The organism is Pseudidiomarina sp. PP-1MA (genome assembly GCF_041200125.1).
GTDB lineage: Bacteria > Pseudomonadota > Gammaproteobacteria > Enterobacterales > Alteromonadaceae > Pseudidiomarina > Pseudidiomarina fusca.
On the sequence record NZ_CP165718.1, the window covers coordinates 2,624,237 to 2,644,131 of the forward strand.

Here is a 19,895-nt window from a genome sequence, read left to right on the forward strand (position 1 = left end):
TGATTTAACTTGTTAGGTTTATCTAGCAACAATATCAACTTGATATGCCCTGTTAAACTCATTTATAGCGCCACTGCCAATATTACTTTCACTGTCTGTACAAAAATTACTATTGGTGCATTCTATTGTTGTAACGGAGCCTATATCTTGCACCCCTCTAAATGAAAAGATACTTGTACAAGATGTTGGTTCTTTGCCAGCTGAATTTACACACAAAAAGGCCATTACTGGTTTCCAATTACAAGGTGTATTCGGTTCTAATTCCTGTAAAGGCAATCTAACCGAATATGCAGATCCTTTTATGTCAGGGTAATAGTCAAATTCGAACTGCTGAGCAATACGTTTTCCTAATGCCAGATGGTACGTTGTACACTGATTTAAATCAGTAGTTGTTCGATATTCCACCTTAAATTTGTATGAAAAGCTTCTGTCGATACCACCTGTGATATCAATAAAATTTTCGTCTGGAGCACTCGATTCAACAAAACCGCCTAATGACGAGCAACCTACCAAAAGAAGTGTAATTATCGCTAATTTTAGAATGTGGCGCATAGTAAACCTAACGCCCGCCATAAACGGCCGAGTGAAACGAGGTCCGGCGACCAAAGGGAGCGTATTTCATGGCTTGGTTATGCATCGGGCTCCGACCATACGGCATACTCGTTTCCATTTGGATCATTGAAGTGAAACCTACGACCACCTGGGAAATCGAATATATCCTGAACCACCTTGCCGCCTGACGACGTGACTTTATTTACCGTTGCCTCAAGATCTGAGCTATAAAGTACCACCAGTACGCTACCGTTCTCAGGTGCGGATACTTTGTCAGATTTATAAAAACCGCCATCTAACCCGGCATTCTCTATAGCCACGTACTCAGGGCCATAGTCAATGAATGACCACCCGAATGCCGAGGCAAAGAATGCTTTAGTCGCTTCAAGATCCCTTGAAGGAATCTCGACATAGTTTATTTTACCGGTTTCCCTCATGGCATCCTCCCGTATGCATAACGCCGCCATAATTCGCAATTTTGGAGTGGAGACTTTTGTGCTATTTTAAAGCACAAAAGACGTAACGGAAAAATTGTCAAATTGATGGCTTTGTTACATTTGGAATAGAAGCAAGTTCTCATTTTCTTTTTCCTGCTCCTGCTCAAGGAGAGTTTCTGTAAAGTAATCCAAAATGCAGGTGCGTTTTTCATCAGACCAAGAATCGTAATATTTGGGACTTATTACAAGGTTTTCACCGTACTCTAATAATAGTTTAGAAACCACGTAACCGAAATAATGCGCCTCAGCTTCGTATAACTCAGGGAATGCTTTTTTTACTTCACCTTCATGTTCTTTGAGGTAGCTAAATATTACGACGGTTTTATTTTCGCTTAAGGGCACGATATTCAGCGCCACTCCAACCAAATCTTCTTCATTCGTATATTTTCCAACACCAAATAGAACACTTGCGGCTAAGGTAGCCTCAGATGTTTCTAGCTCTTTGGTGAAATGTACCAAATTTTCGTAGTCGCCAGCCTCTTCCAATTTATCGAACTTACACCTATATCGATAAGTCCTCCACGATTTCATCATTTGAAATATTGCTTCCATCCCTGCTGGAGAAGGCTGGCCCTTTGGATCTAAGCCCATTTCCACTCTTTGCTGATAGGCGCCTTGTATCATTCCCGCAGCGTGCATTGTTGCGTGAAGCTCTCTTAAAACAGACCGGTACGCAAGCAGATATAGTTGCCGGACATTATTTACATCAATTTCTTCAGTATCTATTTCCCTAAATATATCGCTATCATGAGTACTGCATAGGCCGGTAAATGTTGTTGCCCTATTTCTTCCTACAAGCTTGTATTCAGGCTCAGGCTGGGCATCCCCACCCACTTTAAGTTTGATTTGAATTACATGGCCATCTTCGCAAAGCAAGTCTAAAACATTCGAATTTTGGACCGAATGTGCTTTTATAGCTTTATTTTCGCACTCCATGCTGCGTTCAAGGCATTTATTAAACTCAGAGTTGATACTGGAGTAGAAAAGCTTCTTTAAGTCACCGTCATTTTTACTCATTTATTCTATCCGAATTTTTACGGTTAACACTGAATGAAATGTAACGCCGTGCGCATGCGCGCGAACTTGTGAGCGTCGCAGGGGCCGCAGGCCCCGAATGCCGCACTTTGTTAGGCGCTGGGTTTAAAGTAAAAAACATAACTTGTTACCTGTGATGGATCTTCTTTAAGAGAATCTATTGCCTCATCAATACTAGGCTGATTTTTAATGGAGAAAGAAGCACAAAACTCGTTAACAGGTTGTCGCTTACCGTTTGATAATACGGTAAAAGCATCGTAACCCAGAAAGATAAAACCATTACCATAAATCTGTTTTATCACTTCAACTGCATTGGCTCTCGCAACTACGCACTCACGTCCAAACACAACAAATGGTATACGCCAGTTTTGGAACAGCTCAGCGTGACTCATGGTTACCGCCTAACGCTCGAGTTAAGCCGACTTGTGTAGCTACACCACTTGCCCAGACGCCTTGACGGTTGCGAAGTGCTCTACGAAGGCTGCGCAGTTCTGTCGGTCGCGACGCGCGATTCGCAGTCTGCATCGCCCGCCACGCAACCTTGGAAAGCTTTGGAAAGTATCCATCCTCGTTCCCTGCAACCAAAGCAGTGTGTAGGTTCCAAACAAGTAGGATCTAATGGCAATCGATGCGACATCTCTGATTGGAACTTCCACAATCTGATGCCTAAATTTTATTAGTCCGGTTAATGAGTCAACGATTTGGACCTCAAGTCTGATAGCTTCTTGATGCAGGGCCACTAAGCCATGGCCTTTTGCGAGGCCTTGCCAGATATCTGCAATAAAGAATGGAACAGTACTAACATGATCTCCGAGAACGGGAATGCTTGACGCAATTGACGGCTTAGTACGCCTCGTCAGAACAGCAATGGCTAGAACTATAACGACCAGTGCAGCGTAGAAGTACCATGCAGTGAGTACGTAGGTATACAAGAAGTCTAATATTTCGCGGACAATCATTGAACGGTCCTTGCCGCCTAACGCCGCCCACAGCGGCGAGCGTAGCGAGTCCGGCAGCCGCAGGCTGCGAACTGCTGGGCCTTGTTATGTGGCGACTTGTAAGCTGATGTTATTCTTGAAATTCCCACGGGATTTCCTTTTTGAATAGTGCAACTGCTTGCTCTACGAGCTCAAGATCAAGCTCCTTTTTGTAAAGAGTCACCTCTCTAGTCTTTTTAGTGTCATCTCGAAAGACTTCCAGAAGCATATTGTTGCCAGAATAAACCTCTATTCCGATTCCATCCCGGCTGCAAACATCACTCGCTACAACATACTTTTCGATCTTGGAATATTTATCCATGCTCGTTACTCAGCGCCCCCACATAACGCCTTGCTAATTGGCTGCCGCAGCGCAGCGTAGGCAGTCCAGTGGAGGCCACGCTTTTTGTGGCCGGAACGAATTTAAGCGGTTTGTTAGGCATTTTTTTGCTCCAGTTTTACACCCATTGTCATGGGGGGAAAGACATGCCTGATTATAATTCTGCATTTATTCACTAGAACAAGGATAATTTCATTTACAGCGCCCTCACCCAAGTAATCTGTTTGAATTACTTCATCAACTTTCATCGGAAGGCACGAAGCATTGAACGGCGACTGACAATTTACTGACTCAATTTTTTCCAATGACAACGCCATCCCGGGATACCGACCAGCAATCCCAATTTCACATGGTTTGACCAAGAATATAGTTTGATCATCAAATAATAAATTAATGTCATAACAAATCAGAAAACCTTCATTAGTATCGTCTTGCCAAGCAGCATGAACCTTCTCATGGTTTTCCCCAAGACGAATTTCAACAAGGTATTTGCTATCTAAACTAATCTTTTCGTTCATGGAAATGCCTAACGCCGTGCGCATGCGCGCGAACTTGTGAGCGTCGCAGGGGCCGCAGGCCCCGAATGCCGCACTTTGTTAGGCGCTGGGTTTAAAGTAAAAAACATAACTTGTTACCTGTGATGGATCTTCTTTAAGAGAATCTATTGCCTCATCAATACTAGGCTGATTTTTAATGGAGAAAGAAGCACAAAACTCGTTAACAGGTTGTCGCTTACCGTTTGATAATACGGTAAAAGCATCGTAGCCCAGAAAGATAAAACCATTACCATAAATCTGTTTTATCACTTCAACTGCATTGGCTCTCGCAACTACGCACTCACGTCCAAACACAACAAATGGTATACGCCAGTTTTGGAACAGCTCAGCGTGACTCATGGTTACCGCCTAACGCTCTGTTAAGGGGGGAGCAACGCAATACCGAAGTCGCCGTAAACCACCTTAATCACTAAATTTAACGCATAGCAAAAATGCCACGCGTTGCGAATCCCTCTTAAACAGCTTGTTATGTTCGAAGCTTCACTGCTGTACCAAACACTAGTATTTCTGACGCACCATCAGTAACAGAGCTAGTTGTAAAACGTATGCCCACTATCGCATCTGCATTTAACTTTTCAGCATCTTCTATTAGTCGTTGTACCGCTATATTTCTAGCTTCCATCAACATCTCGGTATATCCTTTGAGCTCTCCTCCGACAATACCTTTCAATCCCGCCATGATGTCTCGGCCAACATGTTTAGATTGCACCACATTTCCATTCACAATGCCCAACACAGCTTCGATTTCCTTGCCAGGAACCGTTTCAGTCGTCGTATAAATCATAATTTACTCCTAGAACATAACGCTGCCAACACAGGCCGAGCGAAGCGAGGTCCAGTGCTATGCGTTTTTTGCATTGCACGTTTGTGCTTGGCCTTGTTATGAGTGTTACTTGCTGCATACTACAGCCCCAAGCCATTTTTTATTTCAATGATCATTTTTGCAATATTCAAGTCGTGCTCTGGCGCGGTAGACAAGCCCATACTTTCCGTTGAAACTACGCCAAGATACTTAGCAATTGGCTCAGGCGAATCACTTTCCATTGCATGGGCAAAAACTCTAGGCAAGTAAGACTGATACTCATCTCTAGCCCAGTCCCCATCTGAAATCCCAATCGGATCCCATTTATAGAAAAGAACCTCATCAATTCGTTTATAAAGTTCCAACTGATCTGGTGGTAGTTTCTGTCCCATTACTTACTCATAACGCTAAAGCTAAGACACGCGCGCTTTTCGCGCGTCGTGCTTGGGCGCCTTGTTAATGTTCATTTTGGCGAGCATCCACCACCCGATACTTCGCATCTAGGTTTTACGAAATCCTTGTCAGAATATGGAGTGCCTGAATTTTTAAAGTTTTTAAATTGCAACTCTTCGCCATGCGTTGGTGCACGGCCATGCTCTGAACGAAAGTGGCTTCTGAGAGCTTTGATTTTCCGCACTAATGCAATTTTGCATTGTGGGCATTGTGATGGCTGTTTTTGCCATTTTGGTTGCTTGGCCATCTCACTCTCCTTTGAACATTAACGCCCCAATATGCCGACGAAAAGAGCGCAGCGAGTTGAGGTCGGAATAATTGGTTTGTTAGCTTTGTATATCAATTTCAACAACTTGAGCCTCTTTAAATATACTTTTAGCTTTTTCAAACACAGTATCTTGATTAGCTGGATGCACCGTAATATCGATTGCGTTATCCGATAATGTAAAAAGTGTAAGACAACCCGCTTTTTGGATTTTTGCTATATCCGACTTTTTTACCAATCGTCCTTTGGTGTTATAAAAACGAGAGTAAGAATTTGTTCTTACCTGCACGTTTGCACCTAGATCGTTAAACGTTCTTTCTGCTTTGTCCAAAAAGTTGATGGGAATCATTGATTCCAACTTTATAACCAAAACAAAGAATAATACTGAGGCGATAACTAATATTAAAATGTCAATAAAGCCTCCGCAAAGCTAACGCTGCCAGCAGCGGCCGAAAAGCCGCGCAGCGGGTTTGAGGTCCAGGCCACGCAGTGGCCGTTGCTGACTGGCTTTGTTAAATGCCATTACCGCTGCACCACTTGCGCCAGTGGACTTATTAAAAGTGCAGACAACAGTGCTAGCCCCAAGCAAAAGCTAAAACCAGAGTACATTGCTACTTTTGCCGCCCATAGTTGTTTAACAGAAAATTTATATACCAACCAAGCAACGAAAATTGCACAAAACGAAAGCGCAAAAGTGGCAACCACCATAGTTGCATCAAGCGTTGTATGTCCATCATTGCCGTATCCAGCGAATTTGTACCATTGCCACAATGCGTGATGAACTCGCTCACCGATACCGAATAATTGAACCATCGCGGTAACGGCTAAAAAAACAGATATAAGGCGGTACACATTATTCATGGCATTTAACGCCCAGCTCAAGCGCGCACGCAGTGCGTCGCTTGCAGCTGTTTGTTATGCATTACTTGGCCAATGATATTTCTTGTGAATCTATGCGAAGCTCTGACAATTTATTAAGCAAACCTTCAATATTTTTCTTAGCCGAACCTTCATTGGCTAGCCTAAGTCTTTTCACAGCTGCAAAAGCGTCACCCACACCAGCGGTATGGGGTGTTATAACCGTATCATCAAAAACCACTGCTCCGCTATCAGCGTTGGTCAAAATGTATCGAACATGCGTAGTTACCTCTAAATCTAATCCAAATAGCGGATGGTCGACTTTGAGCATATTTACTTCTAACCGATATTTTCCGTTGTCTGAATAGAGACCCTGAGATTTGAGGCTCTCTTTTACAGCACCAGAAAATGCTTCATTATCTATTTCAGAGGTCCACGCGGGATTAGTTTTTTTGCCACCTGACACATTCCCAAGTCTCAAGTTCTCTTGTATTTCTTCAGAGTAGTTTTTTTGATCGCCGTGGAAAACCATGTTTTCCATTTTTGCTCCTGAAGCACAACCCCAAAGGTATGAGCATAGAACTAGAACAAACGTAAACTTTACTAACTTCATTTTTTTCTCCTTAGTTTTTGATTGCATAACATTTGTGTAGTGTGCTGGCACATGTCGTAATCGTTCGTTTAAATTGGTAACTCACAAAAAACAATACAAAAACCATCTAAAAAGTCGCCTTTTACTGTCAGTAAAGTAAGCACGCACACTTTGCTGTTCGACTACGCCTGGTAACACTATTTTTGTTTAAATTATGTAATTGAAAATAAGACATATTTATCCTACATGCAAGCTTTAAGTGTGCGACTTTGAGCCGTGAAGCGTGCCGATTGATCGATTATGCTTAACTCACGATTATCAAAAGTCATGGATGTTAATGATGGCGAGCCCTTTTATTGAAAAACTTCGCGCTGATATGCGATTACGTGGCTATAGCTTAAAAACTGAGAAATCTTATTTAGGTTGGATACGGCAGTTTATCTATTTTCATAAAAAACGACATCCTATTGATATGGGAGCGGAAGAGGTGAAGCCTTTTTAAGTTGGTTGGCGAATGAGCGCCATGCTGCACTTACGATTCGTGACGGTAAAGGCAAGAAAGATCGGCAAACCCTTCTCAGCCAAAGACTCATTGAACCATTACAACGAGCCATTGAAACGGCTTTAACTGTTCAGATCGAGGATAACAAGAATCGACTTGGCCCATCGATGCCTAATGCGCTCGATAGAAAATATCCAAATGCTTATAAACAAGCAGGATGCGACATTAGAACAGTGCAAGAACTACTAGGGCACAACGACGTGAGTACAACTCAAATTTATACACACGTCATTGGTCAACATTATGCGGGCACAGCTAGCCCACTTGATAGGCTTATCAGCAACCAGTAAAACTGGTGGAATTACTCCACCGTTACCGATTTAGCCAAGTTGCGCGGCTGGTCTACGTCGGTGCCTTTAATAATGGCAACGAAGTAGGAGAGTAGTTGCAACGGTACTGTGTACACAATTGGCGCAATCAGCTCATCACAGTGCGTCACGTTGATCACGCGCATGCTGTCGTCACCTTTAAAGTGTGCGTCTTTGTCAGCAAACACATACATGATTCCGCCACGGGCGCGTACTTCTTCCACGTTTGATTTCAGCTTCTCTAACAGCTCATCGTTTGGCGCGACCACGATAACCGGCATGTCGGCGTCAATCAGTGCTAAAGGCCCGTGTTTCAGTTCGCCAGCGGCGTAGGCTTCAGCATGAATGTATGAGATTTCTTTCAGCTTTAGCGCGCCTTCCATTGCAATAGGGTATTGCGTACCGCGGCCTAAGAACAAGCTATGGAATTTATCGGCAAACTCAGGGGCGAGCGCTTCAATCGCATCGCTCAGCAGTAAGGCTTCTTCAAGCTTAGACGGTAATGTTTTCAATGACTTAATTACGGCCGCTTGCTGCTCTTCGTTCATGCCGCGGTACTGACCAATAGCCAAAGTTAACATCAGCAAGCCAACTAACTGCGTGGTGAAAGCTTTCGTTGATGCCACGCCAATTTCCGTACCCGCACGAGTCATGTAGGCTAAATCTGATTCACGTACCATTGACGAGGTAGAAACGTTACATATGGTTAAGCTGCCCTTGTAACCAAGCTCCTTACTTAAACGTAGCGCCGCTAAGGTGTCAGCCGTTTCACCTGACTGTGAAATAGTGACTAATAAGCTATTTGGATGAACATGAGAGGTGCGGTAACGGAATTCTGAGGCGATTTCAACGTTACAAGAAACTCCAGCCATGGATTCAAGCCAATAGCGAGCCACCATTCCAGCGTGATAAGAGGTACCGCAGGCAACAATTTGTACATGCTGAATACCTTTCAATAGATCTAAAGAACCATTACCAAAGACATCTTCGGCAATTTTGCCATCAACAATCCTGCCTTCTAACGCATTACGCACCGAACTTGGCTGTTCATGAATTTCTTTGAGCATAAAGTGGCGGTATTCGCCTTTGCCACCAGCATCGTAGTTGCCGTCAGACTCATGAATTTCGCGCTCAACGCGGTTACCGTCAGCATCGTACACCTTTACTTCGGTACGACTAATATCCGCCATATCACCTTCTTCAAGGTACATGAACTTGCGGGTTACTGGTAACAAAGCCAATTGGTCTGATGCGACAAAGTTTTCACCAATACCAAGCCCAATCACCAAGGGGCTACCTGAGCGCGCGACAATAAGTCTGCCAGGATCGCGACAGTCCATGATGACAGTGCCGTAAGCCCCTTCAAGCTGTTTGATTGCGGCTTGTACAGCAGTGAATAAGTCCGCATGAGTTTTACGCTCGTGATGAACCAAATGACAAATCACCTCGGTGTCAGTATCAGACGCAAAGGTGTAGCCCAATCCTTTTAACTGCTCACGCAATTTATCGTGATTCTCGATAATACCGTTGTGCACTACGGCAATACAATCTTCAGAAATATGAGGATGTGCGTTTGCCTCGGTAACACCACCATGAGTAGCCCAACGCGTGTGAGCGATACCAGCAGTACCGGCTAACGGTTGCTCGCCAACCGCATCTTTGAGTGCCTGGACTTTACCAGTCCGACGCACACTTTGTAGGCGTCCGTCTTCGCTCAATACGGCTAAACCAGCCGAATCGTAACCACGGTATTCAAGCCGCTTTAGGCCTTCAATCAAGATTTCACTAATACGGCGCTCTGAGGTTGCACCAACAATTCCGCACATTGTCCTTATCCTTTTTTTACAGGGCGTTGCCAGCCACTGATGTTCCGTTGCTGACCACGGGCCACACCTAGCTCATGATCATCGATATTTTTCGTTACGGTAGAGCCTGCACCTACGGTAGCATGCTTACCAATTCGTACCGGAGCCACTAACGAACTATTTGAACCAATAAACGCACCATCGTCTATTTCTGTCAGATGTTTGTTTACACCGTCATAATTACAAGTAATAGTGCCTGCGCCAATATTCACTCCAGCGCCAATTTCTGCATCACCTAAATAGGTAAGATGGCTCGCTTTAGAGCCTTGCCCCATGCGAGTCTTTTTAATCTCAACAAAGTTACCTACCTGTGCGCCCTCAGCCAACTCAGCTCCTGGTCGTAAGCGCGCAAAAGGGCCCACAGCACAATTTTCTGCAAGTACGGCTTCTTCAATCAGGCTGTTCGCTTTTACCCGAGAACCTGCGCCTATCTTACAATCACGCAGCACACAGTTGCTTTCGATAACCACGCCTTCGCCAAGTTCAACCCGGCCTTCAAAAATAACGTTAACATCAACCACCACATCATTCGCGATGATAACCTCGCCGCGAACATCAACCCGGGCCGGATCCATTAAGGTGGCACCGTTAAGCATCAGTTGCTCAGCCTGGCGAGCTTGATAGGCACGCTCTAGCCCGGCTAACTGCACCCGATTATTGGCACCTTCCACTTCGCTAATGGCTTGCGGTTGTGCCGTGGTAATCACTACGCCTTCTGCGGCGGCCATGGCGACAATATCCGTCAAATAGTATTCACCTTGGGCGTTATCATTGGATAAATCGCCAAGCCAGCGTTTTAACGCTGCTCCTTTTACCGCCATCATACCGGTGTTTACTTCAGTAATAGCCAGCTGCTCTGGGCTCGCATCTTTTTGCTCAACAATACCTACTACCGCGCCACTGGCATCACGCATGATACGGCCATAGCCGGTGGGGTCGGGTAAGGTCACGGTGAGCAGCGCTAACTCCGTCGTTGCCGCAGCATCCAACAAGCCTTGCAGAGTTTCGGTGCGCGTTAGCGGTACATCACCATACAAAATAAGTACAGTTTCGTCGTCAGCCACATAAGGCACGACTTGCTGCACGGCATGACCAGTACCTAGCTGTTGCGCTTGTTCAACAAAATTTAACGATTGTCCGGCTAGCCTTTCCTTAAGTACATCGCCACCATGGCCATAGATAACCTGCACATGTGTAGGCGCTAAGGTATGCGCAGTATCAATCACATGCTGAACCATGGGTTTATGGGCGATGGGATGTAACACCTTAGGTAACGCTGAGCGCATCCGGGTGCCTTTACCTGCTGCTAGAACTACCACATTCAGAGACATGAATCCTTCCGTTTCTATTTTATAAGCCTGCAGCTATTTTAAAGCTGTTTACAACAAATTAACAGACGAAAAAAAGACCCGCAAACCGAAATTTACGGGTCTTTTCATTTTCTTTAGATTGCAGGCGCGCTGATTACTTGCGAATTTTGCGAATAATCTGCAGTTGTGCCAACGCTCGAGCTAATTCAGCTGCTGCTTCTGCATAACTTAAATCAGAGGCAGAATCTGCAATTGCTTCTTCAGCACGTTTCTTCGCATCAAGGGCTTGCTGTTCATCAAGCTCTTCACCACGAACTGCCGAGTCAGCAAGTACCGAGACGTTGTGAGGCTGCACTTCTAGCACACCACCGGCTACGTAGATGATTTCTTCTTCGCCACCTTCTTTAACTACGCGAACCATACCTGGTTTAATCGTCGTTAATAAAGGGGCGTGACCAGGATAAATACCTAGCTCACCTTCGCTACCGGTCACTTGCAAGGTCTCTACGGCGCCAGAGAACAAACGTTCTTCGGCGCTGACCACGTCAAGCTGTACAGTTTTAGCTGCCATTTAAACCTCCCGGTTTATTACATTTTTTTGGCTTTTTCGACTGCTTCTTCGATGCTACCAACCATGTAGAACGCTTGTTCTGGTAGGTCGTCGTAATCACCGTTTAAGATGCCTTTAAAGCCAGCGATGGTGTCTTTCAAAGACACATACTTACCTGGTGAGCCAGTAAATACTTCTGCTACGAAGAATGGCTGCGATAAGAAGCGCTGAATTTTACGCGCCCGAGATACGGTCATCTTGTCTTCTTCAGACAATTCGTCCATACCCAAGATTGCGATGATATCTTTCAGCTCTTTGTAACGCTGCAATACTGACTGAACGCCACGCGCAGTCTCATAATGCTCTTTACCGATAACCAATGGGTCCAACTGACGTGACGTTGAATCCAATGGATCAACCGCTGGGTAGATACCCAGTGACGCGATATCACGAGACAATACTACGGTTGCATCTAAGTGAGCAAAGGTAGTGGCTGGTGATGGGTCAGTTAAGTCATCCGCAGGTACGTAAACGGCCTGAATCGACGTGATTGAACCAGTTTTGGTTGAAGTAATACGTTCTTGTAGGACACCCATCTCTTCGGCAAGAGTTGGCTGATAACCTACCGCAGATGGCATCCGACCTAACAATGCAGATACTTCGGTACCAGCAAGGGTATAACGGTAGATGTTATCTACGAAAAACAGAACGTCACGACCTTCATCACGGAACTTCTCTGCCATGGTCAAACCTGTTAACGCTACGCGTAAACGGTTACCTGGAGGCTCGTTCATCTGGCCATAAACCAGTGCAACTTTGTCGAGTACGTTTGAGTCTTTCATCTCATGATAGAAGTCGTTACCTTCACGAGTACGCTCACCTACACCAGCGAATACTGAGTAACCACTGTGCTCGATAGCGATGTTACGGATAAGTTCCATCATGTTTACGGTTTTACCTACACCCGCACCACCGAACAGACCAACTTTACCACCCTTAGCGAACGGACAAATCAAGTCGATAACCTTGATGCCGGTCTCTAACAGTTCAGTAGCACTTGACTGTTCTTCGTACGAAGGTGCAGCACGGTGAATAGACATACGTTCTTCTTCACCGATTTCACCCGCTTCATCAATTGGCTCACCCAATACGTTCATGATACGACCTAGGGTTTGTTTACCCACTGGTACCATGATTGGCTCGCCGCTATTTTCTACGGTAATTCCACGACGCAGACCGTCAGTAGTACCAAGTGCGATTGTACGCACGATACCACCGCCTAACTGCTGCTGAACTTCCAAGGTCAAACCCTTGAGGTCACCGTCGGTCACCTTCAGCGCGTCGTATACCTTTGGCACGTCTGTTTGTGGAAATTCGATATCCACAACCGCGCCAATAATTTGCACGACCTTACCTTGACTCATGACATTTCCTCTAACTCTAAAATTCTTGCAAGCTTCGCCTTAAACCGCTTCGGCGCCCGATACAATTTCCGAAATTTCCTGCGTAATCGCTGCTTGGCGTGCTTTGTTATACACCAATTGCAACTGATCGATGAGGTCTTCGGCGTTGTCGGTAGCGGCTTTCATAGCCACCATCCGCGCTGCCTGTTCACTGGCAATGTTATCCACCACACCTTGATACACGGTTGCTTCTACGTAGCGACGAATCAGCAACTCTAAAATGGGTTGTGGATCAGGTTCATACAGATAGTCCCAGCTACCTGATTGAACCTCATCGCGAGACTCAGCTTTTGGCAACGGTAGCAATTGCGCTATCGTTGGCTCTTGCTTCATGGTGTTAACAAACTTGTTGTACACCACGAACAAGCGATCTAATTTGCCTTCATCAAAGGCATCTAGCATCACTTGTACAGTCCCTAACACATCATTCACGCTTGGCTTATCGCCTAGACCCGATGTTTGTGCCAGTAAACGGCCTCCAAAGCGTTTAAAGAAACCCGTAGCCTTGTTGCCAATGGCTGCAAAGTCTACTTCTACGCCGTTTTCTTTTTGTGCTTGGGCATGTTTCACAACCGCTTTAAATTCGTTTGTGTTTAAACCACCGCACAAGCCACGGTCGGTAGAAATGACGATGTAGCCAACCCGTTTCACATCACGATCTTCTAGATACGGATGCTTGTATTCTAGGTTTGCATGGGCAACATGGCCGATCACCTTGCGAATGCTGTCCGCATACGGACGGCTTGAAGCCATACGTTCCTGCGCCTTTTTCATTTTGGACGCAGCAACCATCTCCATTGCACTGGTGATCTTCTGAGTATTGTTAATACTCCCGATCTTGGTTTTTATCTCTTTACCGCCGGCCATGATATTCTCCTGTTAACTCAACGACTTGTGGCTACAAAAATTGTAGCCACGTTCCGCTTACCAAGACTGCGTTTTCTTGAAGGTTTTTAAACCTTCGTGCAGCTTAGCTTCGATGTCGTCGTTATAGTTGCCAGTTTTGTCAATATCCGCCATCAGCTCAGCGTGCTCGCTACGCATGTACGCAATCAGCGCACTTTCGAAGTCGAGGATTTTGTCTTGCTCTACATCTTTAAGGTAACCCTTTTCTGCAGAGAAGATAGACACTGCCATGTCAGCCACGCTCATTGGCTCATATTGGTTCTGTTTCATCAGTTCAGTAACACGCTGACCGTGTTCTAACTGCGCGCGAGTTGCTTCGTCTAAGTCTGAAGCGAACTGAGCAAACGCTGCTAATTCACGATACTGCGCTAACGCTAAACGGATACCACCACCAAGTTTCTTAATGATCTTGGTTTGCGCTGCACCACCTACACGAGATACCGAGATACCAGCGTTAACTGCAGGACGAATACCCGCGTTAAACAAGTCAGTTTCTAAGAAGATCTGACCATCGGTAATTGAAATCACGTTGGTTGGTACGAACGCTGATACGTCACCCGCTTGGGTTTCGATAATAGGCAGCGCCGTTAATGAACCGGTTTGACCTTTCACTTCACCATTGGTGTACTTTTCAACGTAGTCAGCGTTAACACGCGCTGCACGCTCAAGCAAACGTGAGTGAAGATAGAACACGTCACCTGGGTAAGCTTCACGACCTGGCGGACGACGTAACAACAATGAGATTTGACGATAAGCAACAGCTTGCTTAGACAAATCATCATAAACGATTAACGCGTCTTCACCACGATCACGGAAGTATTCACCCATAGTACAACCTGAGTAGGCTGCTAGGTATTGCAATGCTGCTGATTCAGAAGCAGATGCAGCTACCACGATGGTGTTTTCTAAGGCACCGTGCTCTTCTAATTTACGTACTACTGAAGCAATAGTAGAAGCTTTCTGACCGATAGCTACGTACACACACTTAATACCAGAGTTTTTCTGGTTAATGATAGCGTCGATAGCTAATGCAGTTTTACCTGTCTGACGGTCACCGATGATCAACTCACGCTGACCACGGCCTACTGGAATCATAGCATCGATTGACTTATAACCTGTTTGTATAGGTTGATCTACCGATTGACGCTCGATTACACCAGGAGCAATTTTTTCTACCGGCTCAAAGCCATCCGCATCGATCGGGCCTTTACCGTCAATAGGAGCACCTAGGGTGTTCACTACACGGCCAAGTAATGCACGACCAACCGGAACTTCTAAGATACGGCCTGTTGATTTAACTTTTACGCCTTCTTGAAGGTCCGCATAAGGACCCATAACCACGGCACCGACAGAGTCGCGCTCAAGGTTCAAAGCGATAGCGTAACGATTGCCAGGAAGCTCAATCATCTCACCTTGCATACAGTCTGCAAGGCCGTGAATGCGGATGATACCGTCGGTTACAGAAACGATGGTACCTTCGTTACGAGCTTCGCTGACCACTTCGAACTGTTCAATTCGTTTTTTGATCAGCTCTGCGATTTCATTTGAATTCAGTTGCATGCTCAAGTCCCCAATTAGGATTGCAGTGCGTGTGCAAGTCGTTCTAACTTGCCGCGCACCGTGCCGTCGATTACTGTGTCACCAGCTTTAATGTATAAGCCACTGACAATAGCCTCATCGACAGTGCAATTCAGCTTAACTTTGCGTGAAAAACGTTGCTCTAACGTTTTCGCTAGATTGTCCTGTTGCTGCTGTGAGAGTGCTACGGCGGAGGTAACATCTACCGTGACTTCTTTCTCATGCTCAGCGCGTAACTCACCAAATAGGGCAAGTACAGCAGGTAAAGCATTCAAACGGCTATTTTCAGCCATTAAACGAACAAAATTCTGGCCTTTTTCATCCAATTGTTCGCCACATACATTAATGAACACTTCAGTTTTCTTATCTAGCGTTTCGGCGCTACTCAAAAATGTGGCCATAGCCGAGTCTTTTGCTACCGCAGCAGCAAAAGCAATCATACTGTGCCAATTTTCAATCGCGCCGTTCTCTACTGCAAAATCAAAAGCTGCTTTTGCATAGGGGCGAGCAACCGTAGTCAATTCTGACATTTGCACAAACCCCTTTGGTTAGAGTTCAGCGACCAGTTTTTCAACAATGTCACTGTGAGCGTCTTTATCAATTTCACGCTCGATGATTTTGCTAGCACCAGCAACAGCTAATACAGCTACTTGCTTGCGCAGTTCTTCGCGTAAGCGATTGCGTTCAGCTTCAACTTCAGCGTGACCAGCAGCGATAATAGTTTCGCGCTCGGCTTCGCCGCGTTGTTTGCCTTCTTCAACCGATTGCTCAGCGCGTTTCTTCGCTTGGGCAATGATTTCAGCCGCCTGTGCTTTCGCTTCTTTTAACTCGTCAGCAATTTTAGCTTGCGCTAATTCCAGGTCTTTCTCTGCACGTTCACCGGCAGCCAGACCATCGGCTATTTTCTTCTGACGGGCTTCAATCGCATTATTCAGCGGTGGCCATACGAACTTCATACAGAATAGTACGAAGACGATAAAGGCAATCAGTTCGCCGATAAGGGTCATGTTTAAGCTCACGACCTACCCCCTTAGTTCAGTTGTTCGAATTGGTATCAATAGACCTTACAGTACGAACAACAGTACCATTGCGATACCTACGCCAATCATGGCTACCGCATCGATCAAACCTGCTAAGATGAACATTTTAACTTGCAGAGAAGGAGCTAGTTCTGGTTGACGTGCACACGCTTCCAAGAATTTACCACCCATGTTACCGAAACCTACTGCGGTACCGATTGCACCGAAACCGATCAGTAAAGCTACAGCGATATATTTAAGACCTAACATTAGTTCCATTGTTTTCTCCGATATTTCAAAGGTTAAGTTAAAAAATAAAAGTTAATACAAAATCTTAGTGGCTTTCTGAGCTGGCCATGCTTAAGTAAACAATAGTCAGCATCATAAATACGAAGGCCTGCAACACAATTACAAGAATGTGGAATACCGCCCACACAAAGTGCAATGGTAATTGCGCCAGACCAATCGCTCCAATCAGGATAAAGATTAGCTCGCCGGCATATAAGTTACCGAACAAACGCAGTGCCAACGAGAACGGCTTGGCCACCAAAGCAATCGTTTCAAGCAATAGGTTAAATGGAATCAGTAGCACCTGAACGACCATATTACTTGAGCTAAACGGGTGTAAGGTAAGTTCTTTGATGAAGCCAACGATACCTTTCATACGAATACCGTAGCCAATCATGAGTAAGAACACACCAATGGCTAAGGCTGCGGTCATGTTGATATCGGTGGTTGGTACGATTTTCATGTACACATCGTGCGAATCCACACCGAAGGCTTGCTCGCCCACAAAACCAGCAAAAGCAGGCAAAAAGTCAACCGGAATTAAGTCCATTAAGTTCATGAGGAAAACCCACACGAAAATGGTTAACGCTAGAGGAGCGATAAGTTTACTTTTACCGTGGAAAGTGTCGCGTACGTTGTTACCAACGAATTCAACAATCATCTCAATAAAGCACTGTAGCTTACCGGGCACGCCAGTATCTGCTTTCTTTGCAGCACTACGGAAGATCATTAAGAACAAGATACCTAGTCCGATAGACCAAGCTAAGGTGTCAATGTGCCATGTCCAGAAGCCAGCTTCACTACACGCTTTATTAAAGGCAATACCATTTTCGGTAGAGCACATTTTGGCGTTAGTTAAGTGGTGCTGAATATGACTTTGGAGCGTTAACTCTTCTGCAGCCATCTTAGTTTCCCACAATTTTAAGTTGATTTTAAAAACAAAATTGGTGCCAGCCATTGCACTGCTAAGGCGGTAATATAGCCGCTAACAACCGCACTAAGCGGGAGCGAAGTAAATACCAGCAATACAACCAATAAGGCTACTGCGAAGAAAATTTTTAATGCTTCGCCGGCAAAAAAATTACTCACTACAGTTTGCGCAGCTCGCGCTCCACCTTCAGCAAAGGCTCGCCATGCAAACAGTGCTGTAGGAATAATGACGGCGATACCGCCACCTACAACACCCCAAAAATACATATAGCCAAAATGCGGCTGCACCAAAGAAAAGACACAAGCGAGCAAAAATATAGCTCCAGCTTGGGCGCGAATTAACTTCGCTGCGAGTTGTTTCCCTTGGCCTGTTAACGTTCTATTCACGGGCTAAAACCCTCGGTTGAAAGCCCGCGATAGTATAAAGATTTAACGTTCAAATGCAAATGAAATGGGATGGTTAGCCATCCTCATTCAATTGAAATTGCATAAGAATGCCATCTAATTCATCTAAACTGCTGTAATTAATTACAACTTTACCCTTGCCTTTACGGCCGTGACTGATTGCGACAGCGGCGCCTAAGCGTTCACTTAAGCGCTTCTCTAGACGTTGAATATCAGCATCAGGCTGCGGTTTTGCTGGGCTTGGCTTGGCTGGTTCTAGAGCTTGGCGAACCACTTTTTCAGCTTCACGCACGGTCATGCCTTTTGCTGCAATTAACCGAGCAATGTCTGTTTGCGCATCACCCTCTAAAGCAAGTAACAGCTTGGCATGACCTAATTCAATGTCACCACGCTCTAGTAGCGTTTTAGTTTCGGGTTGTAAATTATTCAAACGCAGCAAGTTAGTTACAGTTGCTCGGGATTTACCTACCGCATCGGCAACTTCTTGATGAGTTAATTGAAATTCCGTTAGTAGGCGTTGTAAGGCGGTCGCTTCTTCCATGGCATTGAGATCTTCACGTTGAATATTCTCAATTAACGCAATAGCTACAGCCGCTTCATCAGGGACGTTTTTAATCAAACAAGGTACTTCGTCTAGGCGTGCCAGCTGGCTTGCACGCCAACGTCGCTCACCTGCGATAATTTCATATTTTTCTGGCGCTATTTCGCGCACAACAATGGGCTGAATTACACCCTGGGCTTTAATTGAAGCAGCGAGATCTTCAAGGGCCTCGGGAGTCATATCTTTGCGTGGTTGATATTTGCCCGGCTGTAACCATTCTATCGGTAACTTTTGCAGTTCGCCTTGGCGATAGTCTTGAACTATCTCATCTGGAACCTGATGTTCTTTTTCACGAGCCGTTTTACTGGTTGTAAGTAGGGCATCTAAACCGCGCCCCAATCCTCTTTTTTTGGCAGACATAAAGCGTCGTTTCCTTTAGCTTAAGCTTCAGCCGCTGCTTCGGCTTTTTTTTGTTGTTCGGCGCGACGAATTAACTCTCCGGCCAGGGCCAAATAGGCTTTAGCTCCGGCTGATGATTTATCGTAATACATGGCTGGTGAGCCAAAACTAGGAGCTTCAGCTAAGCGAACATTTCTTGGAATAACGGTTCGATAAACCTTGTCACCAAAATGATTTTTCAGTTGCTCTGACACATCATTAGCTAAACGATTACGAGGGTCATACATGGTTCGCAAAATACCTTCAATAATCAACCGTGGATTAACAGCTTCGGCTAATCGTTCAATGGTATCCATTAACGCCGTTAAGCCTTCAAGAGCAAAATATTCGCATTGCATCGGCACTAACACTGAATCAGCGGCGGCCATGGCGTTTACGGTCAACATACTGAGCGATGGTGGACAATCGATGAAGATAAAATCGTAATTATCAACCACTGGTTTTAAGGCATTAGCCAAGCGCTGCTCGCGCGCAAATTCTTCCATTAATTTAATATCAGCAGCCGTGGTATCAGAGTTAGCCGCAATGAGGTGATATTTACCGTTAGTTTCTTTAATAATCACTTGTTCGGCTGGTTTCTGCTCAACCAATAGTTCATAGGCGGTGTTTTCAACATCGTATTTGTCGATACCACTACCCATGGTTGCATTGCCCTGAGGATCAAGATCTATCAGCAATACTTTACGGCGGGTTGCTGCCATCGATGCTGCCAAATTAACAGCAGTGGTGGTTTTACCAACGCCGCCTTTTTGATTAGCAATCGCAATAATTCTGCCCACAGGA

26 protein-coding genes and 1 pseudogene are annotated in these 19,895 nt (G+C 45.2%); 1 reads left to right on the plus strand and 26 read right to left on the minus strand.

Features of this window, described 5'->3' with window-relative positions; genetic code table 11:
• Positions 1-18: 18 nt before the first annotated feature.
• The 13 genes from AB8S08_RS12375 to AB8S08_RS12435 form a co-directional block, all read right to left on the minus strand.
• On the minus strand, positions 19-552 hold the full coding sequence (locus AB8S08_RS12375; RefSeq protein ID WP_369742931.1) for a hypothetical protein: 534 nt from the start codon (positions 550-552) through the stop codon (positions 19-21).
• Between the two features lie 77 nt (positions 553-629).
• On the minus strand, positions 630-989 hold the full coding sequence (locus AB8S08_RS12380) for a VOC family protein (protein WP_369742932.1): 360 nt from the start codon (positions 987-989) through the stop codon (positions 630-632).
• A gap of 114 nt (positions 990-1,103) precedes the next feature.
• On the minus strand, positions 1,104-2,066 hold the full coding sequence (locus AB8S08_RS12385) for a hypothetical protein (RefSeq protein ID WP_369742933.1): 963 nt from the start codon (positions 2,064-2,066) through the stop codon (positions 1,104-1,106).
• A 110-nt stretch (positions 2,067-2,176) separates the two neighbouring features.
• Entirely contained in the window at positions 2,177-2,476 is a 300-nt protein-coding gene (locus AB8S08_RS12390) for a hypothetical protein (RefSeq protein WP_369742934.1), read from the minus strand.
• Positions 2,477-3,152: 676 nt separating this feature from the next.
• Entirely contained in the window at positions 3,153-3,383 is a 231-nt protein-coding gene (locus AB8S08_RS12395; RefSeq protein WP_153827399.1) for a hypothetical protein, read from the minus strand.
• A 113-nt stretch (positions 3,384-3,496) separates the two neighbouring features.
• Complete coding sequence (locus AB8S08_RS12400) at positions 3,497-3,919, minus strand: hypothetical protein (RefSeq protein WP_153827398.1); 423 nt, start codon at positions 3,917-3,919, stop codon at positions 3,497-3,499.
• 78 nt (positions 3,920-3,997) lie between these two features.
• Complete coding sequence (locus AB8S08_RS12405; RefSeq protein ID WP_369742934.1) at positions 3,998-4,297, minus strand: hypothetical protein; 300 nt, start codon at positions 4,295-4,297, stop codon at positions 3,998-4,000.
• Positions 4,298-4,424: 127 nt separating this feature from the next.
• The gene (locus AB8S08_RS12410; protein ID WP_110077055.1) at positions 4,425-4,742 is read right to left on the minus strand and encodes a heavy metal-binding domain-containing protein; all 318 of its coding nucleotides are present in this window, start codon (positions 4,740-4,742) and stop codon (positions 4,425-4,427) included.
• A 119-nt stretch (positions 4,743-4,861) separates the two neighbouring features.
• Positions 4,862-5,152 carry a hypothetical protein gene (locus tag AB8S08_RS12415; protein ID WP_369742935.1) on the minus strand — a complete coding sequence of 97 codons (291 nt, stop codon included), beginning with the start codon at positions 5,150-5,152 and terminating at the stop codon, positions 4,862-4,864.
• 71 nt (positions 5,153-5,223) lie between these two features.
• Positions 5,224-5,460 (minus strand): hypothetical protein, encoded by a 237-nt coding sequence (locus AB8S08_RS12420; RefSeq protein WP_369742936.1) that lies wholly within the window; start codon positions 5,458-5,460, stop codon positions 5,224-5,226.
• A gap of 79 nt (positions 5,461-5,539) precedes the next feature.
• Complete coding sequence (locus tag AB8S08_RS12425; protein WP_110077075.1) at positions 5,540-5,827, minus strand: hypothetical protein; 288 nt, start codon at positions 5,825-5,827, stop codon at positions 5,540-5,542.
• A gap of 173 nt (positions 5,828-6,000) precedes the next feature.
• Positions 6,001-6,339, minus strand: a complete 339-nt coding sequence (locus AB8S08_RS12430; RefSeq protein ID WP_146204078.1) for a hypothetical protein — start codon at positions 6,337-6,339, stop codon at positions 6,001-6,003.
• Positions 6,340-6,400: 61 nt separating this feature from the next.
• The gene (locus AB8S08_RS12435) at positions 6,401-6,949 is read right to left on the minus strand and encodes a hypothetical protein (protein WP_369742937.1); all 549 of its coding nucleotides are present in this window, start codon (positions 6,947-6,949) and stop codon (positions 6,401-6,403) included.
• A gap of 310 nt (positions 6,950-7,259) precedes the next feature.
• On the opposite strand from AB8S08_RS12435, the pseudogene AB8S08_RS12440 reads away from it, so the two are divergent.
• Positions 7,260-7,780, plus strand: a pseudogene (locus AB8S08_RS12440) (phage integrase N-terminal SAM-like domain-containing protein).
• 11 nt (positions 7,781-7,791) lie between these two features.
• On the opposite strand, the gene glmS reads toward AB8S08_RS12440, so the two are convergent.
• From glmS to AB8S08_RS12505, 13 genes are all read right to left on the minus strand, one after another.
• Positions 7,792-9,624 (minus strand): glutamine--fructose-6-phosphate transaminase (isomerizing), encoded by a 1,833-nt coding sequence (gene glmS, locus AB8S08_RS12445; protein WP_369742938.1) that lies wholly within the window; start codon positions 9,622-9,624, stop codon positions 7,792-7,794.
• A 5-nt stretch (positions 9,625-9,629) separates the two neighbouring features.
• Complete coding sequence (gene glmU, locus AB8S08_RS12450) at positions 9,630-10,994, minus strand: bifunctional UDP-N-acetylglucosamine diphosphorylase/glucosamine-1-phosphate N-acetyltransferase GlmU (protein ID WP_369742939.1); 1,365 nt, start codon at positions 10,992-10,994, stop codon at positions 9,630-9,632.
• A gap of 133 nt (positions 10,995-11,127) precedes the next feature.
• A complete protein-coding gene (locus tag AB8S08_RS12455; RefSeq protein ID WP_110075784.1) occupies positions 11,128-11,544 on the minus strand; it encodes a F0F1 ATP synthase subunit epsilon in 417 nt (138 codons plus the stop codon).
• 17 nt (positions 11,545-11,561) lie between these two features.
• Entirely contained in the window at positions 11,562-12,947 is a 1,386-nt protein-coding gene (atpD, locus tag AB8S08_RS12460; RefSeq protein WP_110075783.1) for a F0F1 ATP synthase subunit beta, read from the minus strand.
• A gap of 39 nt (positions 12,948-12,986) precedes the next feature.
• A complete protein-coding gene (gene atpG / locus AB8S08_RS12465; RefSeq protein WP_110075782.1) occupies positions 12,987-13,853 on the minus strand; it encodes a F0F1 ATP synthase subunit gamma in 867 nt (288 codons plus the stop codon).
• Positions 13,854-13,910: 57 nt separating this feature from the next.
• Positions 13,911-15,452: a F0F1 ATP synthase subunit alpha gene (gene atpA, locus AB8S08_RS12470; protein WP_369742940.1), complete on the minus strand. Its 1,542-nt coding sequence runs from the start codon at positions 15,450-15,452 to the stop codon at positions 13,911-13,913.
• A gap of 14 nt (positions 15,453-15,466) precedes the next feature.
• Positions 15,467-16,000, minus strand: a complete 534-nt coding sequence (gene atpH / locus AB8S08_RS12475; protein WP_110075780.1) for a F0F1 ATP synthase subunit delta — start codon at positions 15,998-16,000, stop codon at positions 15,467-15,469.
• A gap of 18 nt (positions 16,001-16,018) precedes the next feature.
• Positions 16,019-16,489 (minus strand): F0F1 ATP synthase subunit B, encoded by a 471-nt coding sequence (gene atpF, locus AB8S08_RS12480; RefSeq protein WP_110075779.1) that lies wholly within the window; start codon positions 16,487-16,489, stop codon positions 16,019-16,021.
• Between the two features lie 45 nt (positions 16,490-16,534).
• Positions 16,535-16,768, minus strand: a complete 234-nt coding sequence (atpE, locus tag AB8S08_RS12485; RefSeq protein WP_034733567.1) for a F0F1 ATP synthase subunit C — start codon at positions 16,766-16,768, stop codon at positions 16,535-16,537.
• Between the two features lie 55 nt (positions 16,769-16,823).
• On the minus strand, positions 16,824-17,681 hold the full coding sequence (gene atpB, locus AB8S08_RS12490) for a F0F1 ATP synthase subunit A (protein ID WP_153826497.1): 858 nt from the start codon (positions 17,679-17,681) through the stop codon (positions 16,824-16,826).
• A 17-nt stretch (positions 17,682-17,698) separates the two neighbouring features.
• On the minus strand, positions 17,699-18,094 hold the full coding sequence (locus AB8S08_RS12495) for an ATP synthase subunit I (RefSeq protein WP_110075778.1): 396 nt from the start codon (positions 18,092-18,094) through the stop codon (positions 17,699-17,701).
• A 73-nt stretch (positions 18,095-18,167) separates the two neighbouring features.
• Entirely contained in the window at positions 18,168-19,073 is a 906-nt protein-coding gene (locus AB8S08_RS12500; RefSeq protein ID WP_110075777.1) for a ParB/RepB/Spo0J family partition protein, read from the minus strand.
• 20 nt (positions 19,074-19,093) lie between these two features.
• Positions 19,094-19,891 (minus strand): ParA family protein, encoded by a 798-nt coding sequence (locus tag AB8S08_RS12505; protein ID WP_110075776.1) that lies wholly within the window; start codon positions 19,889-19,891, stop codon positions 19,094-19,096.
• Between the last annotated feature and the right edge of the window lie 4 nt (positions 19,892-19,895).

Excerpts from the sequence above, each read along its gene's own strand:
- AB8S08_RS12425 (WP_110077075.1), bottom strand. The coding sequence starts at position 5,827 with ATGATTCCCATCAACTTTTTGGACAAAGCAGAAAGAACGTTTAACGAT.
- AB8S08_RS12455 (WP_110075784.1), bottom strand. The coding sequence starts at position 11,544 with ATGGCAGCTAAAACTGTACAGCTTGACGTGGTCAGCGCCGAAGAACGT.
- AB8S08_RS12390 (WP_369742934.1), bottom strand. The coding sequence starts at position 2,476 with ATGAGTCACGCTGAGCTGTTCCAAAACTGGCGTATACCATTTGTTGTG.
- atpG (WP_110075782.1), bottom strand. The coding sequence starts at position 13,853 with ATGGCCGGCGGTAAAGAGATAAAAACCAAGATCGGGAGTATTAACAAT.
- glmS (WP_369742938.1), bottom strand. The coding sequence starts at position 9,624 with ATGTGCGGAATTGTTGGTGCAACCTCAGAGCGCCGTATTAGTGAAATC.
- AB8S08_RS12380 (WP_369742932.1), bottom strand. The coding sequence starts at position 989 with ATGAGGGAAACCGGTAAAATAAACTATGTCGAGATTCCTTCAAGGGAT.
- AB8S08_RS12385 (WP_369742933.1), bottom strand. The coding sequence starts at position 2,066 with ATGAGTAAAAATGACGGTGACTTAAAGAAGCTTTTCTACTCCAGTATC.
- AB8S08_RS12430 (WP_146204078.1), bottom strand. The coding sequence starts at position 6,339 with ATGAATAATGTGTACCGCCTTATATCTGTTTTTTTAGCCGTTACCGCG.
- AB8S08_RS12415 (WP_369742935.1), bottom strand. The coding sequence starts at position 5,152 with ATGGGACAGAAACTACCACCAGATCAGTTGGAACTTTATAAACGAATT.
- AB8S08_RS12500 (WP_110075777.1), bottom strand. The coding sequence starts at position 19,073 with ATGTCTGCCAAAAAAAGAGGATTGGGGCGCGGTTTAGATGCCCTACTT.
- atpH (WP_110075780.1), bottom strand. The coding sequence starts at position 16,000 with ATGTCAGAATTGACTACGGTTGCTCGCCCCTATGCAAAAGCAGCTTTT.
- atpD (WP_110075783.1), bottom strand. The coding sequence starts at position 12,947 with ATGAGTCAAGGTAAGGTCGTGCAAATTATTGGCGCGGTTGTGGATATC.
- AB8S08_RS12395 (WP_153827399.1), bottom strand. The coding sequence starts at position 3,383 with ATGGATAAATATTCCAAGATCGAAAAGTATGTTGTAGCGAGTGATGTT.
- atpA (WP_369742940.1), bottom strand. The coding sequence starts at position 15,452 with ATGCAACTGAATTCAAATGAAATCGCAGAGCTGATCAAAAAACGAATT.
- atpE (WP_034733567.1), bottom strand. The coding sequence starts at position 16,768 with ATGGAACTAATGTTAGGTCTTAAATATATCGCTGTAGCTTTACTGATC.
- AB8S08_RS12400 (WP_153827398.1), bottom strand. The coding sequence starts at position 3,919 with ATGAACGAAAAGATTAGTTTAGATAGCAAATACCTTGTTGAAATTCGT.
- AB8S08_RS12405 (WP_369742934.1), bottom strand. The coding sequence starts at position 4,297 with ATGAGTCACGCTGAGCTGTTCCAAAACTGGCGTATACCATTTGTTGTG.
- atpB (WP_153826497.1), bottom strand. The coding sequence starts at position 17,681 with ATGGCTGCAGAAGAGTTAACGCTCCAAAGTCATATTCAGCACCACTTA.
- AB8S08_RS12410 (WP_110077055.1), bottom strand. The coding sequence starts at position 4,742 with ATGATTTATACGACGACTGAAACGGTTCCTGGCAAGGAAATCGAAGCT.
- AB8S08_RS12435 (WP_369742937.1), bottom strand. The coding sequence starts at position 6,949 with ATGAAGTTAGTAAAGTTTACGTTTGTTCTAGTTCTATGCTCATACCTT.
- glmU (WP_369742939.1), bottom strand. The coding sequence starts at position 10,994 with ATGTCTCTGAATGTGGTAGTTCTAGCAGCAGGTAAAGGCACCCGGATG.
- AB8S08_RS12375 (WP_369742931.1), bottom strand. The coding sequence starts at position 552 with ATGCGCCACATTCTAAAATTAGCGATAATTACACTTCTTTTGGTAGGT.
- AB8S08_RS12420 (WP_369742936.1), bottom strand. The coding sequence starts at position 5,460 with ATGGCCAAGCAACCAAAATGGCAAAAACAGCCATCACAATGCCCACAA.